The organism is Pseudomonas sp. W3I7, assembly GCF_030816095.1.
Lineage (GTDB): Bacteria > Pseudomonadota > Gammaproteobacteria > Pseudomonadales > Pseudomonadaceae > Aquipseudomonas > Aquipseudomonas salomonii.
The window spans coordinates 320,838-335,868 of record NZ_JAUSXP010000001.1 but is presented as its reverse complement, the minus strand read 5'-3'; the positions used below and the strand labels follow the sequence as shown (position 1 = coordinate 335,868).

Below are 15,031 nucleotides of genomic sequence, written 5' to 3'. Positions count from 1 at the left end.
CAAGCCCGGCTCCCACAGGTGAACACAATCCAAAGGTGGGAGCTGGCTTGCCTGCGATGAGGCCGGAAGAGTCAACACATCATTGGGGCCTGTGCTGCTCGGTCAACACCACTGGCCCCGGCACCTCTTCACCCGCCTCATCCACATGAGCGGTGCGCTTAGGCAACCAAACCTGCTGTGGATAAGTCTGCGCGAAGTGCACCTCATCACAGTTATCCACAAGTTTTTTCAGGCGCTGGTTAAACGCGCGGCTCACAGCATATTGCCCGCCCGACACGGTTCGGAACTGCGCCGTCAGCACCACGCCGTTGAGGTCCATCTTGTCGACCCCGAACACTTCCAGCGGGCCTTGCAGGTTGTACTTGAGGAACACGTCGTCGCGGATCGACTGCCCGGCCTCACGAATCAGTTCCACCGCTTTGTCCACATCGGTGTCGTAAGTGAACTGCACCGAGAAGAACGCATAGGCAAACTGCCGTGACTGGTTGGTGACCGCCTTGATCTGCCCGAATGGCACCGAGTGCACAAAACCCTTGCCGTCACGCAGGCGCAGGGTGCGGATGGTCAAGCCTTCCACGGTGCCGGCATGGCCGGAATCGAGCACCACCCAATCGCCGATCGACAGCGTGTCTTCAATGATAATGAACAGGCCGGTGATCACGTCCTGCACCAATTGCTGAGAGCCAAAACCGATGGCCAGGCCGACCACACCGGCACCCGCCAGCAACGGCGCGACATTGATGCCCAGGTTGGCCATGGTGGTGATCGCACAGATCACCACCAGCACGATTTTCACCGCATTGCGCAGCAACGGCAGGATGGTTTTGACCCGTGTGCTGGGCTGGCGACTGGAGCGTTTATTCACCGGCGGTTTCAACGCCTCCTGGATTGCCGTGTCGAGCACCACCCAGAACAGCCAGGTCACCAGCAGGATCAGGCCGATACTGCTCAGAGAATCGCTGATCGCCCGGCCCACCGAGTTACGCTGGGCAAATTCGAACAGCGACACCCCCCAGATACGCCCAAGGGCTTCGATAAACGCGATGGCCATGGCGATGCGCAATATTGCGTGCAGCAGGCTCAGAAAGCGCTCTTTGTAGGCGCTGCTGCGCTGGATCGCCACCTGGCTGCGGGACTTGAACAGGTGCTGCAACACCGTGCTGAGAAACACCGTGCCGATCAACAGAATCGTGGTGAACAGCGCGCAACGCAGGGCCTTCTGATTATCGTCGCCAGCGCCGATCAGGTTGATCGCCGAGACCAGCACCATCAACAGAATCGGCCAATACCACAGCCCGGAAAACACCCGCAGCGATTGCTGCAGCGCCGGGTGTTTGAGGCGCTGGGCCAACGGCCGGTTGCGGATCAGATGCGCGACCGGACGGCGCAGGCGCACCACCAGCACGCCGAAAATCACCGCTGCGAACAGGCCGGTAAACACCGCGATGCTGCTGGTGATATTGCCGCCCAACTGGCGGGCGATTTGCGGGCTGGTCAACGCATCGCTGAGGGCAGCGAGAAAGCCGATCAGGAACAGCGGCTTGGGGCAATAGTTGCGAATAATCTGCACGGCCGGGCGCTTGTGGCCGACGTTGAACATGACGATGACGCACAACAGCATCGACGTGGAGAAGATGCCGCTGCTGGTGGCATAGGCAAAACACAGTGCCAGTGCACGGCCTACGGAGCTGGGTAAAAAGTGGCTGACATAAAGCGTCAGCGGCAGGCAGACAAGGGCCGGGATCGTGTAGGGCACCACGTAGCCCAGTACGCCTTGCAGACGCTCGCGCCGTGCAACGAAATGCCGCCGACCGAGGCGCTGTACGCTAAAGCGCCCGAGCAGGGTGAGTGCCGCAAAGGCGCCGACCCACACCCCGGACAGCAGCAGGAAGTCTCCGGCCACGCTCCACGGCGAACGTTGCGCGGTTTGATCGACCAGCCGCCCGACTTCATCCGCCGCTCGGTCGGCGCGCAGGCGCCAGGCGTCGATGAGGTTCTGGTTGAGGTCGAGCTTGTCTTGCACATCATCAATGCTGGAGCTGATGGCGCCGAGCAAGCCACCTTCGACCAGCAACTCCGGCTTGGCGGGAGCCTCAGCTGCCGCAGGCGCCGCGGCCGCGGCTTGCAGCGCGCCATTGCCACACACCAACAGCGCGACGAGCAGTAATGCAGTCTTTAGATTCAGCAAAACACCGGGCTCCTTCAGCAGGGTCTGTAAGGAACTGACGGGTTTGAGCGCTGATCGTTCCCACGCTCTGCCTGGGAATGCATCTACGGATGCTCTGCGTCCACGGGATGCGGAGCGTGGGAACGATCGGTTAACAGCACCGCCTGTAGGTCACTCGAAACTTTCTCCCAACACTCGCAGTCAGCCAATAACGTCAACCAATAAAACAGGCTTCGCCCTTCACTTATCCACAGGAGCGATCATGGCTGCGATTGCCGACTGGGTGCCCGTTACGCCCAGCACCGCCATCACCCGCTTCACCGTGCTGACGGTCAATATCCATAAGGGTTTCACCGCGTTGAACCGACGCTTCATCCTGCCCGAGTTGCGTGAGGCGGTGCGCAGTGTGGGCGCCGACATGGTGTTCCTGCAGGAAATCCACGGCACCCATGAGCGTCACCCACAGCGCTACAGCGACTGGCCGAAGATGCCGCAGTATGAGTTCCTTGCCGACAGCATCTGGCCGCAGTTCGCCTACGGCCGCAACGCGGTCTACCCGCATGGCGACCACGGCAACGCGCTGCTGTCCAAATTCCAGATCATCCGCTACGACAACCTCGACATTTCCCAGAGCGGCCATGAAAGCCGGGGCCTGCTGCATTGCGTGCTGCGCTTGCCGGGCAGCAGCCAAGAGGTGCATGCGATCTGCATGCACCTGGGCTTGCGCGAGGTGCATCGCCAGCAGCAATTGCGTTTGCTGGAGCAACGCATCGCCGAGATTCCGGCTGACGCGGCGCTGATCGTCGCCGGTGATTTCAATGACTGGCGCCAGAAGGCCGACTTGAGCCAAAGCGGGCTCAGGGAGGTGTTTATCGAAGCCCATGGCAAACCGGCGCGCACCTTTCCGGCGCGCCTGCCATTGCTGCCTTTGGATCGCATCTATGTGCGTAACCTCAAGGTTCATAACCCCAGGGCGCTGACGACGCGGCCGTGGTCTCACCTGTCAGACCACGTGCCGTTGTCGGTGGAGATTGAGCTATGAATGTCGCCGTGGAACACATCGCCACCGACCAGCCGCCGGATGATGCCAAGGCCCGCGACCTGGATTACGGCTGGCAGCCGGGCAACCGCATTGAGCTGCTGGAGAACGGCGAGGCGTACTTTCCCGCCGTCTTCGAGGCCATGCGCCAGGCGCAGCGGGAGATCCTGCTGGAAACCTTTATTCTGTTCGAAGACAAGGTTGGGCATGAACTGCAAGGCATCCTGATCGAAGCGGCGCAACGCGGCGTGAAGGTGATCGTCAGCCTCGATGGCTTTGGCTGCGGCGAGCTGAGCCCAGCCTTTCTCGGTGAACTGGCCGACGCCGGGGTGGCGGTGCAAATGTTTGACCCGGCATCGAAGCTAGTGGGCATTCGCACCAACTGGTTCCGTCGCCTGCACCGCAAGATCGTGGTGGTGGACGCCGCCGTGGCGTTTATCGGCGGGATCAATTTTTCTGCCGACCACCTGGGTGATTTCGGCCCCGAAGCCAAGCAGGATTATGCCGTGCAGGTGAGCGGCCCGGCCGTGGCGGACCTGCATCATTTCGCCCTTGCCCAAAGTGGCCGCCAGGTGCGCACGCGACGCGGCTGGCGACGCCGCCAGCAACGGCCATCGCTGTGGCCGACGCACACCGACGACGGCCTGGTGCGCCTGATTTACCGCGACAACCTGCAACACCGCGATGACATCGAAGAGGCCTATATCCATGCCTTGAGCAAGGCACAAAAGCGCGTGGTGATTGCCAACGCCTACTTCTTCCCCGGCTACCGCCTGCTGCGTGAAATCCGCAATGCCGCGCGGCGTGGCGTGCAGGTGCAATTGATCATGCAGGGCCAGCCCGATGTGCTGCTGGCCAAGCTCGCGGCGCGCATGCTGTATGACTATCTGCTCAAGGATGGCGTGGTGATTCACGAGTATTGCCAGCGCCCGCTGCACGGCAAAGTGGCCTTGGTGGATGACGACTGGAGCACCGTGGGTTCGAGCAACCTGGACCCCTTGAGCCTGTCGCTGAACCTGGAAGCCAATGTGCTGATTCGTGACCACGCGTTCAATCAACAGCTGTACGAAAGCCTGGAAATACTGGCGCGCAATCATTGCCAGACCATGCCGGAAAAGCGCAAGCCGCGCCTGTGGTTATGGCGATTGACCGTGGGCTTTTTGGTGTTCCATGTCATGCGGCACTTCCCCGCCCTGACGGGTTGGCTGCCGGCACACAAACCGCGCCTCAAGCCATTCGAGAGCCAGGCCCATGACCACTGAAAGCGGCGGCTCGCGGTTCAAGCGCTGGAAGAAACCGCTGACGATCGCGTTTTTTCTGCTGCTGATTGTGCTGTTCACCCTGCTCGCGCGGCGCATCGACTGGAGCGAAGTGCTGCAGACGCTGGCGGACTTCAAGCTGCGCACGCTGTTGATCGCCGGTGGGCTGACGCTTTGCAGCTTCCTCGTCTACGCCAGCTTCGACCTGATCGGCCGCACTTACATTCGCCAGGATTTGCGCTGGAAGCAGATCCTGCCGGTGGGGATCATCAGCTATGCCTTCAACCTCAACCTGAGCGCGTGGGTCGGCGGCATTGCCATGCGCTATCGGCTGTATTCGCGGCTAGGGGTCAGCACCAGCAATATCGCCAAAATCCTTGGGCTGAGCTTGGCCACCAACTGGTTTGGCTATATGGCCGTGGCCGGTGTGGTGTTCAGCAGTGGGTTGGTGACCATGCCGCCGGGCTGGAAGGTCAGCAGCGGCGCGTTGCAAGGCATTGGCGTGCTGTTGGTGCTGGCCAGCCTGGGCTACTTGGCGGCGTGCCAGTTTGCAAAGAAACGCGCGTGGTCGGTCAAAGGTATCGAGATCAACTTGCCGTCGTTGCGCATGGCCTGTTTGCAGCTGGCGCTGGGTGCGTTGAACTGGTCGTTGATGGCGGCGGTGATCTTCACTTTGCTGCCGGCCAAGCTGGACTACCCGCTGGTATTGGGCGTGCTGCTGATCAGCGCGATTGCCGGGGTGATCACCCATATCCCCGCCGGGCTCGGAGTGCTGGAGGCCGTGTTTATCGCGCTGATGCAGCATGAGGCATCGCGGGGCAGCTTGCTCGCAGGGCTGATTGCCTACCGGGCGATCTACTTTATTTTGCCGCTGCTGGTGGCGTTGGTGATGTACCTGGCGGTGGAGGCCAAGGCCAAGGCGTTGCGGGTCAAGAAGACACCGGCTTGAAGATGGGGTGATTGGTCTGGCGCCTTCGCGAGCAAGCCCGCTCCCACAGGTGACCCTATTTCAAGGATGTACTCGGTCAAATGTGGGAGCGGGCTTGCTCGCGAAAGCGGCCTAAAGTGCACTGCATCAGCGTGATTGAATAATGCTCAACCGCTCCCCCACCACCATCTCGGTAATCCAGTCCACCAGGATCGAGGTGTAGGCTTGCTGCGACACCGGGTCGCTCAGCGAGTGGTCGGCGCCATCGATGATCCGATGGGTCAGCGAATGGGTGTGCTGGCACGCAGCCCGGTAGCTCATGATGGTGGCATGGGGCACATGGTCGTCGGTTTCCGACTCGACGATCAGTACATCACCGCTGAACTTGGCACAGGCATGCAAGGCACGGTTGGTTTCGGCGTGCACCAGGGTGCTGCGATAATCCATCAGGTCGGCCTTATCCAGGTCGCGCTTGGGCTTGAGCCACTCCTGGTCGCGGTACAGCGCCGGCACGCGTAGCGCCAACCAGCGTACCGGGCGCAATGAAGTGAGAATCGCCGCCAGGTAGCCACCATAACTGGTGCCCACCACAGCCACGGCCGAGGTGTCGATGGCGGGGTGCGAGAGCAGGCGATCGTAGGCCGCCAGCAAGTCGCGCAGGTTGTCTTCACGGGTGACGCGGGACAAGGGAATGCCGGTGCCGGCATGGCCGCGCAGGTCGAAGGTCAGGCACACGCAGCCTAAGCCCGCGATGCCTTTGGCGCGCTCAAGGTCGCGTTCCTGGCTGCCGCCCCAGCCGTGCACAAACAACACGCCGGGGACTTTGGATTTTGGACTCAGGAAGGTGCCGCTCATCTGTTCGTCGTCGATATCGATCGCAATGCTTTCGCTTCTAGCCGTCATAAGATTTAACCGTCACATACTTGAGAAGAAAGTCGCTGTTTTCGGCCGGGCCGCGATAGACCTCAATGGCGTGCGCAGGCAGCGGTTGGTCCACATAGGTCTCCACCGAGGACACATTAATAGCCCGCAGGCCGGGGTTATTGACGAAGCTTTGCAGCGCCGCGACCTCCGCGCTGCTGGCCCCGCCCATGCGCCAGGATTGTTCGAGCACGCCGCTACGGCGTTGGCCGTCACTGTCCAGGCCTTGAGCAATGTCGTAATTACGCCGCGAGGCATAGAAACCAGGGTAGGCCTCATCGGCGGCGCTGTCGAAAACCTGGGCTTGCTGGATGGCTTCGCGCACATCATCGGGCAAATCGAGCTCAAGCAGGTCGTCATAACCACCGGGCACTACCAGCAAGGTCGAGCCGCCGTACACCTCTTCGCCGTGCCCGTCCTGGGTGAGGAATTGCTCGCCGCAGTAGCTGATCACGTGGTCGCCGATAAAGCTCTGGCCCACACTGTGGGTGATGACGTCGTGCAGATCCTGCTCCAGCACTACGCCGTCGTTGAACAGCTGCGCCGCTTCGGGTCGCGCCAGCAACGCTTCGAATGCGTCGAGACTGTGGATAACTTCCTGGCCGCGGCCGGCACAGGCGTGCACCGGTTTTATGCGAATCGGCCCGCTGTAGAGCAAGCGCGTGGCGGCAGGCAACGCGTCTTCAAGGGCAAACACGCTGAGCCCGTCGAGAACAACCGCGCGCACACGCTCACAGAACGCTGGCGACCAGCCTTCAGGCGCCGTCGCGTCAGGACTTAGCAGGCCGTGGGTGATCGCTTTGGTACAGATGAAAGCGTGATCGACATAACCGCCCCACAGATCTTCCGGCCCTTTGATATTGAGCGGCCGCGCTTGCGCGGGGCCGACCAGGGTTTGGGTGGGCAAGACATATAAGTCGAGGCCATCATGTAGCTGCGGGTCATAGCTGCCGCCGAATTTTAGCCCAAGGATCTGCGCCAGCCAGCGCGCGAGGGCGCGATTGGTTTCGACTTCATGCTGCGGCGCCCCTTGTCGTGTGGAGTGGGCGACTACGCGTTTTTTGCGTTGAATCGGGGTCATGCGTCCCCCTTGGCGATCCTGCCATGTGTGTGTGAGAAAGGTTGCATGGATCACGCCAAGGCACGGCTGGGGAGGATGACAGGTAAATCAAACAGTTACCGACACAGCGATGGCACTAGGCCTGTCTTATTCTGCACGACAGGGGTTTAAACGGACGGTGTTCTGCACGACGCCTCCATCAAAGCAGCTGCGTGGATGGCGACGGGCCAGCTAAGATGCAAGGCACTGCCAACCATCATAAGGACGCCCATGGCCAAGCAAGCGCTCATCCTCATCGATATCCAGAACGATTATTTCCCCGAAGGCAAGTGGCCGCTCGCTGGCGTGGAAGCCGCGGCGGACAAGGCTGCGCAGGTGCTGCAGGCGTTTCGCCAGGCGGGCGACGCCGTCATCCATGTGCGCCATGAATTCACCAGCGAAGACGCGCCCTTCTTTACGCCAGGCTCCGAGGGCGCGCACCTGCATGCCAAGGTGCTGAACCAGGGCAACGAGCCGGTAGTGCTTAAACACTTTGTGAACGCGTTTCGCGGCACCAACCTGCGCAGCGTGCTGGAACAACGCGCCATCACAGACGTAGTGGTGGTCGGCAACATGAGCCATATGTGCATCGATGCCGTGGTGCGGGCAGCGGCGGACCTGGGCTACAAAGTCACGCTGATTCACGACGCCTGCGCAACCCGCGACCAGACATTCAATGGCCAGGTGATTGCGGCCGCGCAGGTGCATGGCGCTTATATGGCCTCGCTGGCTTTCGGGTATGCCAGCGTGGTGTCGACGGATGAATACTTGAAGGCGCAAGCGGCGGCACAATGACCTCCGCTTGCTGGCCTTCAGCGCGTTGCGATGATGAACAGGCGTGGAAAAGGCAGCAACACAGTGCCATCAGCCAGGGCTGGGTAAGCCTGGGTGATACGCGCCTGGTATTGCTGTAGGAATGCGGCTTTTTCGCTGTCGGTCAACGGCGCAAGAAACGGCCGCAATGCCGACGCCTTGAACCACTCCACCACCGCCGCGTGATCGGCCAGCGGGTGTTGATAGGTGGTGCGCCATACGTCGACAGTGCTGCAATGTTTGCTCAGCAACTCGTAGTAGTAACTCGCGGTGTGCCGCTCGTTATGTTTGACCGCACCGATCTTCGCCGCCCACGGGCCATCTGCCGCCACGTCGCGGGCCAGCCGGTGGGCCGGTTCGTCAAGGTTGTCCGGGGTTTGTACGGCGAGGGTTCCACCAAGCGTCAGCTGGTCGACCAGATGCGGGTAGAGCGTGGCGTGGTTCGGCAGCCATTGTAGGGAAGCATTGGCGAGGATCACATCGTATTTTTGCGACGGGCTCCAGGCGCCGATGTCTGCCAGCTCGAAATTTAGTTGCGGCAGGCGCTTGCGGGCGTCGACCAGCATGTCGTCAGAGCTGTCCATGCCCGTAATGTGCGCCTGCGGGAAACGCTCGGCCAACACTTGGGTTGAATTGCCGGGGCCGCATCCCAGGTCGACGGCGCTACGGACATTGTCATTCGCAATAGCCGCAACCAAGTCACGGACCGGACGGGTGCGTTGCTGTTCAAACATCGTGTATTGCTTGGCAGACCAGGTCATCGCGGCGTTCCTTCTTTGTTAGAGGTGACCACAGCCTAAATCTTGTGAACCATGAGAACAAATGCCAGGATTGGCAACCTCCCATACCTTGAAAGTATCCTTATGTTGGAGCTTCGCCAGCTTAGAGCCTTCGTGGCCATTGCCGAGGAAGGCTACATCACCCGCGCCGCGGAACGCCTGGGCATGCAGCAACCACCCTTGACGCGCTTGCTGCAAAGCCTTGAAACGCAATTGGGCGTGGTCTTGATGGAGCGCCTGCCCCGGGGTGTGCGCCCAACCACGGCGGGCCTGGCATTGTTGGATGAAGCCCGAGATATTTTGGCCCGAGCCGAAGGTGTTACCGACGTGGTACGCCGCGCCGCCCGGGGTGAGCGAGGCCGACTCGCCATCGGCTTTACCAGCTCGGCGGCATTGCACCCGTTTGTACCCAGCGTGCTGCGGCGGTTTCGCGAGGCCTTTGTGGGTGTCTCGGTGGTACTGGAGGAAGCAGGAACCGGCGAGCTGCTGGACGCGCTGGTGCAGGAAAAGCTGGATGCCGCGTTTATCCGCTCCCCGCTCAGTGGCACGCAACAGTTGCAGGACGAACCTATCCTGGTGGAGCCCATGCTGCTGGCCCTGCCGACCGACCATCCCTTGGCACTCGATGCGGGGCAGCCGTTACCCTTGGCAGCATTGGCTGATGAGGCTTTTGTGCTCTATCGCCGGCGCGTGGGGTTGGGTTTGTATGACGCCATCCTGGTCGCCTGCCGTGAAGCCGGGTTCAGCCCGCAGGTGGTGCAGGAAGCGCCACGCATGACGGCGACCTTGAGTCTTGTGGCTGCGGGGCTTGGGGTCTCTATCGTGCCCGCCTCCATGCAGCGGCTGCGCGGCGATGGCATTGTTTATCGCGAGCTGACCGAGTGCCAGAGCCTGGTGGCGCCATTGCATTTGGCCACACGTATTGGTGACGGTTCGGCGGTCTTGCGCAGGTTCAAGGAGATGGTGGTTACAGCGGCCGCGACAGACGCCTGATTGCAGGCATTAAAAAACCCCCGAGGCTTTCGCCTGCGGGGGTTTTGCTCGTTCCGGGCCTGGGACCTTAGAACGGGATATCGTCATCAAAGCTGTCGAAATCCGGAGCCGGCTGTGGAGCGGCCTGCTGCGGAGGCGGTGCCTGGCGCGACTGTTGCGGAGCCGACTGCTGTGGGCGCGGAGCCTGCTGACGTGGGGCCGGAGCGGATTGCTGGTAGTTATTGCCCCCGCCTTGTTGGTCGCCCTGCTGTGGACGGCCGCCCAACAGCTGCATGGTGCCTTGCATGTCGACCACGATTTCAGTGGTGTAACGCTTGATGCCGTCTTTTTCCCACTCGCGGGTTTGCAGCTTGCCTTCGATGTAGACCTGCGAACCTTTGCGCAGGTACTCACCGGCGATCTCTGCAACCTTGCCGAACATCGACACGCGGTGCCATTCGGTTTTCTCGACCTTCTGGCCGGTCTGCTTGTCGGTCCACTGTTCGCTGGTTGCCAGACTCAGGTTGGTCACGGCGTTACCGTTAGGCAAGTAGCGAACTTCGGGATCCTGGCCGCAAGTACCGACCAATATGACTTTGTTAACCCCACGGGCCATAACGTTCTCCTAGGCTGGGCGCGCTGTCGGCACTGGATTGACCAGTTGCTCAAGCGTCGCGCGATCCAATAATTCGGTGTCCAATTTGATGTAAATGGCCGCCTCTTCAGCAACCACCACTGCATCTGTTACTCCTACGACGGCCTTTAGGCGCTCTACCAGGCCGCTTTCACGGATCGCCTCGGGCGATAGCGGCAAACGCAGGCTTGTGACGTAGGGAGGTTCGCGCATGGTAACAGCAAAGACCAGCCAAAGTGCAGCCAGCCCGGCGCATCCCAGGAACACAACCGACAAACCGCCATGCTGGAACATCCAGCCACCCATGATGCCGCCCAATGCGGAGCCCAGGAACTGGCTGGTGGAATACACCCCCATCGCCGTGCCCTTACCGCCGGCCGGTGAAACTTTGCTGATCAACGAAGGCAGTGATGCCTCCAGCAGGTTGAACGCGGTGAAAAACACCACCGTACCCATTACCAGTGCCCGCAGGCTGTCGCCGAACTGCCAGAAGAATAGCTCAGTGAGCATCAGCGTCGCGACGGCGCCGAGCAAAACTCGTTTCATTTTGCGTTTCTTCTCGCCGTAGATGATGAACGGGATCATGGCGAAGAACGAAATCAGCAAGGCGGTGAGGTACACCCACCAGTGTTGCTCCTTGGGCAAACCGGCTTTTTCGACCAGTGCCAGGGGCAACGCAACGAAGCTGCACATCAGCATTGCGTGCAACACGAAGATACCTAAATCCAGGCGCAGCAGGTCCGGGTGCTTGAGCGTCGGCAGTAACGCCTTGCGTGCAACGCCGGACTCACGGTGCGCCAGCGTGCCGGTAGAGCGCGGCACCATAAAGGCCACGATCACGATGCCGAACAACGCCATGCCGCCAGTGGCGAGAAACAGCCCGTGCAAACCGAAGGCGCGGGTCAGCAAGGGGCCAACCACCATCGCAACGGCGAAGGACAGGCCGATGGTCATGCCGATCATGGCCATGGCCTTGGTGCGGTGTTGTTCGCGGGTCAGGTCCGAAAGCAGCGCCATCACTGCAGCGGAAATCGCCCCGGCGCCCTGCAGGACGCGCCCGGCAATCACACCCCAGATCGAATCGGATTGCGCCGCGAGCACACTGCCGAGGGCGAACACGATCAGCCCCAGGTAGATGACGGGACGACGGCCGATACGGTCGGAAATGATCCCGAACGGAATCTGAAAAAGCGCCTGGGTCAGGCCATAGGCGCCAATCGCCAAGCCGATCAGTGCGGGGGTCGCTCCTGCGAGATCCATTCCATAGGTCGCCAGCACCGGCAACACCATAAACATGCCTAGCATACGGAACGCGAACACCAGGGCCAGACCGCTTGCTGCTCGGGTCTCGCCGCTACTCATGCGTTCGCTGTGGGGATCGTGCATGGAAAAACCTCGTGTGAACCGGCGGCGATTCTACCAGTCCCATCGATTGAGAGGGTATATGCGGCGCTTTGCCGCGCAGCTTTCATGTAAGGCTGCACCCGGCACTTTGACAGTGTATATTCATCCAGTCTTTAGCCGTATACTCCGGCATTATTTACGCCCGCCGTGCGAGGCCATCTTGGACAAGATCCTGATTCGTGGGGCTAGAACCCACAACCTGAAGAACATCGACCTGACCCTGCCCCGGGACAAACTGATCGTCATCACCGGCTTGTCCGGCTCGGGCAAATCGTCCCTGGCGTTCGACACGCTGTATGCCGAGGGCCAGCGCCGCTATGTTGAATCGCTGTCGGCCTATGCCCGGCAGTTCCTGTCGATGATGGAAAAACCCGACGTCGACACCATCGAAGGCCTGTCGCCGGCGATTTCCATCGAACAGAAGTCGACCTCCCATAACCCGCGCTCCACCGTGGGCACCATCACCGAGATCTACGACTACCTGCGTCTGCTGTATGCGCGCGTAGGTATTCCCCGTTGCCCGGACCACGATATTCCGCTGGAAGCCCAAACCGTCAGCCAGATGGTCGACCTGGTACTGGCCCAGCCGGAAGGCGCCAAGCTGATGCTGCTGGCGCCGGTGATCCGTGAGCGCAAGGGTGAGCACCTGTCGGTCTTCGAAGAGCTGCGTGCCCAGGGCTTTGTGCGGGCGCGCATCAACGGCAAGCTGTATGAGCTGGATGAAGCGCCGAAACTCGACAAGCAGAAGAAGCATTCGATTGATGTGGTGGTCGACCGCTTCAAAGTACGTGCCGATTTGCAGCAGCGTTTGGCGGAATCGTTCGAGACCGCGCTGAAGCTGGCCGATGGCATTGCCCTGGTCGCACCAATGGATGACGAGCCCGGCGAAGAGATCATCTTCTCCGCACGTTTTGCCTGCCCGATCTGCGGCCATGCGATCAGCGAGCTGGAACCCAAGCTGTTTTCCTTCAACAACCCGGCCGGTGCCTGCCCGACATGCGACGGCCTGGGGGTGAAGCAGTTCTTCGACATCAAGCGCCTGGTCAATGGTGACCTGACGTTGGCGGAGGGCGCGATACGCGGCTGGGACAGGCGCAACGTCTATTACTTCCAGATGCTGGGGTCGTTGGCGTCGCACTATAAATTCAGCCTGGAAGTGCCGTTCAATCAACTGCCGGCCGAGCAGCAGAAAGTCATTCTGCACGGCAGTGGTTCGCAGAACGTCGACTTCAAGTACCTGAACGACCGTGGCGATATCGTCAAACGCTCCCACCCGTTCGAAGGCATCGTGCCGAACCTCGAGCGTCGCTACCGCGAGACGGAATCGGCCAGCGTGCGCGAAGAGCTGGCGAAATTCCTCAGCACCCAACCTTGCCCGGACTGCCGTGGCACGCGCCTGCGTCGTGAGGCGCGGCACGTGTGGGTCGGTGAGAAAACATTGCCGGCGGTCACCAACCTGCCGATCGGCGATGCCTGTGAATACTTCGGTGTGCTCAAGCTGACCGGTCGCCGTGGGGAAATTGCCGACAAGATTCTCAAGGAAATCCGTGAGCGCTTGCAGTTCCTGGTCAACGTTGGCCTGGACTACCTGTCGCTGGATCGCAGCGCGGATACCTTGTCCGGCGGTGAGGCCCAGCGGATTCGCCTGGCCAGCCAGATTGGTGCCGGCCTGGTGGGCGTTCTGTACATCCTCGACGAGCCGTCGATCGGCCTGCACCAACGTGACAATGATCGCCTGCTGGGTACGCTGAAACACCTGCGCGATATCGGCAACACGGTGATCGTGGTTGAGCACGATGAAGACGCGATTCGCTTGGCCGATTATGTGGTCGACATTGGCCCAGGTGCGGGTGTGCATGGCGGGCATATTGTGGCTGAGGGCACGCCTGCCGAAGTGATGGCTCACCCGGACTCGTTGACTGGCAAGTACCTGTCCGGTCGCGTGAAAATCGCAGTGCCAGCCAAACGTACGCCGCGTAACAAAAAAATGGCGTTGCACCTCAAGGGCGCGCGCGGCAACAACCTGCGCAATGTCGACCTGGAGATTCCGCTGGGCCTGCTGACCTGCGTGACCGGTGTTTCCGGCTCGGGCAAATCGACGCTGATCAACAACACGCTTTTCCCCCTGAGTGCCACCGCCCTGAACGGCGCGACCACCCTGGAAGCGGCTGCACACGACAGCATCAAGGGCCTGGAGCACTTGGACAAGGTGGTCGACATCGACCAAAGCCCGATTGGCCGCACACCCCGCTCGAACCCTGCGACCTATACCGGGCTGTTCACGCCGATACGCGAATTGTTTGCCGGCGTGCCGGAGTCTCGCTCACGGGGCTACGGGCCTGGCCGGTTCTCGTTCAACGTCAAGGGTGGCCGCTGTGAAGCCTGCCAGGGCGATGGCCTGATCAAGGTGGAGATGCACTTCCTGCCGGACATCTACGTGCCGTGCGATGTGTGCAAGAGCAAGCGCTACAACCGCGAGACCCTGGAGATCAAGTACAAGGGCAAAAGCATCCACGAAACCCTGGAGATGACCATCGAGGAAGCGCGGGTGTTCTTCGACGCAGTTCCGGCATTGGCGCGCAAGCTGCAGACGTTGATGGATGTGGGCCTGTCGTACATCAAGCTGGGGCAGTCGGCGACTACGTTGTCGGGCGGTGAGGCGCAGCGGGTGAAGTTGTCCCGTGAGTTGTCCAAGCGCGATACGGGCAAGACCCTGTATATCCTTGATGAGCCGACTACGGGCCTGCACTTTGCAGATATTCAGCAATTGCTCGACGTATTGCACCGCTTGCGCGACCACGGCAACACGGTCGTGGTGATCGAGCACAACCTCGACGTGATCAAGACCGCCGACTGGCTGGTAGACCTGGGGCCGGAAGGCGGCTCCAAGGGTGGCCAGATTATTGCGGTGGGTACGCCGGAGCAGGTCTCCGAGATGCCACAGTCGCATACGGGTTACTACTTGAAGCCACTGTTGGCGCGCGACAAAGCCTGATTTATCGGGCGCATGAAAAAG

At 61.0% G+C, this 15,031-nt stretch carries 12 protein-coding genes; 6 read left to right on the top strand and 6 right to left on the bottom strand.

The genetic code is table 11. The features are described 5' to 3' along the window. Window positions 1–79: 79 nt before the first annotated feature. Window positions 80–2,188 (bottom strand): mechanosensitive ion channel family protein, encoded by a 2,109-nt coding sequence (locus QF043_RS01645; protein ID WP_307417283.1) that lies wholly within the window; start codon window positions 2,186–2,188, stop codon window positions 80–82. 241 nt (window positions 2,189–2,429) lie between these two features. On the opposite strand from QF043_RS01645, the gene QF043_RS01640 reads away from it, so the two are divergent. From QF043_RS01640 to QF043_RS01630, 3 genes are read left to right on the top strand one after another with little or no spacing between them, the layout of a single operon-like run. Further along, window positions 2,430–3,209 (top strand): endonuclease/exonuclease/phosphatase family protein, encoded by a 780-nt coding sequence (locus QF043_RS01640; protein ID WP_305456046.1) that lies wholly within the window; start codon window positions 2,430–2,432, stop codon window positions 3,207–3,209. Next, window positions 3,206–4,468 (top strand): cardiolipin synthase ClsB, encoded by a 1,263-nt coding sequence (gene clsB / locus QF043_RS01635; protein ID WP_307417282.1) that lies wholly within the window; start codon window positions 3,206–3,208, stop codon window positions 4,466–4,468. The genes QF043_RS01640 and clsB overlap by 4 nt, the downstream gene beginning before the upstream one ends. After that, entirely contained in the window at window positions 4,458–5,414 is a 957-nt protein-coding gene (locus tag QF043_RS01630) for a lysylphosphatidylglycerol synthase domain-containing protein (protein WP_307417281.1), read from the top strand. Before clsB ends, QF043_RS01630 begins: the two co-directional genes overlap by 11 nt. Window positions 5,415–5,540: 126 nt before the next feature. Here the strand turns inward: QF043_RS01630 and QF043_RS01625 are convergent, their stop codons facing one another. Then, a complete protein-coding gene (locus QF043_RS01625) occupies window positions 5,541–6,296 on the bottom strand; it encodes a S9 family peptidase (protein ID WP_065930336.1) in 756 nt (251 codons plus the stop codon). After that, complete coding sequence (locus QF043_RS01620) at window positions 6,286–7,395, bottom strand: DUF3182 family protein (RefSeq protein ID WP_307417279.1); 1,110 nt, start codon at window positions 7,393–7,395, stop codon at window positions 6,286–6,288. The genes QF043_RS01625 and QF043_RS01620 overlap by 11 nt, the downstream gene beginning before the upstream one ends. A gap of 249 nt (window positions 7,396–7,644) precedes the next feature. Between QF043_RS01620 and QF043_RS01615 the strand changes: the two genes are divergently transcribed. Next, complete coding sequence (locus QF043_RS01615) at window positions 7,645–8,208, top strand: cysteine hydrolase family protein (RefSeq protein ID WP_307417278.1); 564 nt, start codon at window positions 7,645–7,647, stop codon at window positions 8,206–8,208. A gap of 17 nt (window positions 8,209–8,225) precedes the next feature. Here QF043_RS01615 and tam read toward each other — a convergent pair whose 3' ends face one another. Then, window positions 8,226–8,987, bottom strand: a complete 762-nt coding sequence (gene tam, locus QF043_RS01610; RefSeq protein ID WP_307417277.1) for a trans-aconitate 2-methyltransferase — start codon at window positions 8,985–8,987, stop codon at window positions 8,226–8,228. Window positions 8,988–9,089: 102 nt separating this feature from the next. Here tam and QF043_RS01605 point away from each other — a divergent pair, with 102 nt between their 5' ends. Then, window positions 9,090–9,998, top strand: coding sequence for a LysR family transcriptional regulator (locus QF043_RS01605; protein ID WP_307417276.1), 909 nt, complete (start codon window positions 9,090–9,092; stop codon window positions 9,996–9,998). A gap of 67 nt (window positions 9,999–10,065) precedes the next feature. Here the strand turns inward: QF043_RS01605 and QF043_RS01600 are convergent, their stop codons facing one another. Both QF043_RS01600 and QF043_RS01595 read right to left on the bottom strand, forming a co-directional pair. Next, entirely contained in the window at window positions 10,066–10,593 is a 528-nt protein-coding gene (locus QF043_RS01600; RefSeq protein WP_010467282.1) for a single-stranded DNA-binding protein, read from the bottom strand. Between the two features lie 9 nt (window positions 10,594–10,602). After that, entirely contained in the window at window positions 10,603–11,997 is a 1,395-nt protein-coding gene (locus tag QF043_RS01595) for an MFS transporter (RefSeq protein ID WP_307417275.1), read from the bottom strand. A 178-nt stretch (window positions 11,998–12,175) separates the two neighbouring features. On the opposite strand from QF043_RS01595, the gene uvrA reads away from it, so the two are divergent. After that, window positions 12,176–15,010: an excinuclease ABC subunit UvrA gene (gene uvrA, locus QF043_RS01590; protein ID WP_307417274.1), complete on the top strand. Its 2,835-nt coding sequence runs from the start codon at window positions 12,176–12,178 to the stop codon at window positions 15,008–15,010. The last annotated feature ends 21 nt before the right edge of the window (window positions 15,011–15,031 follow it).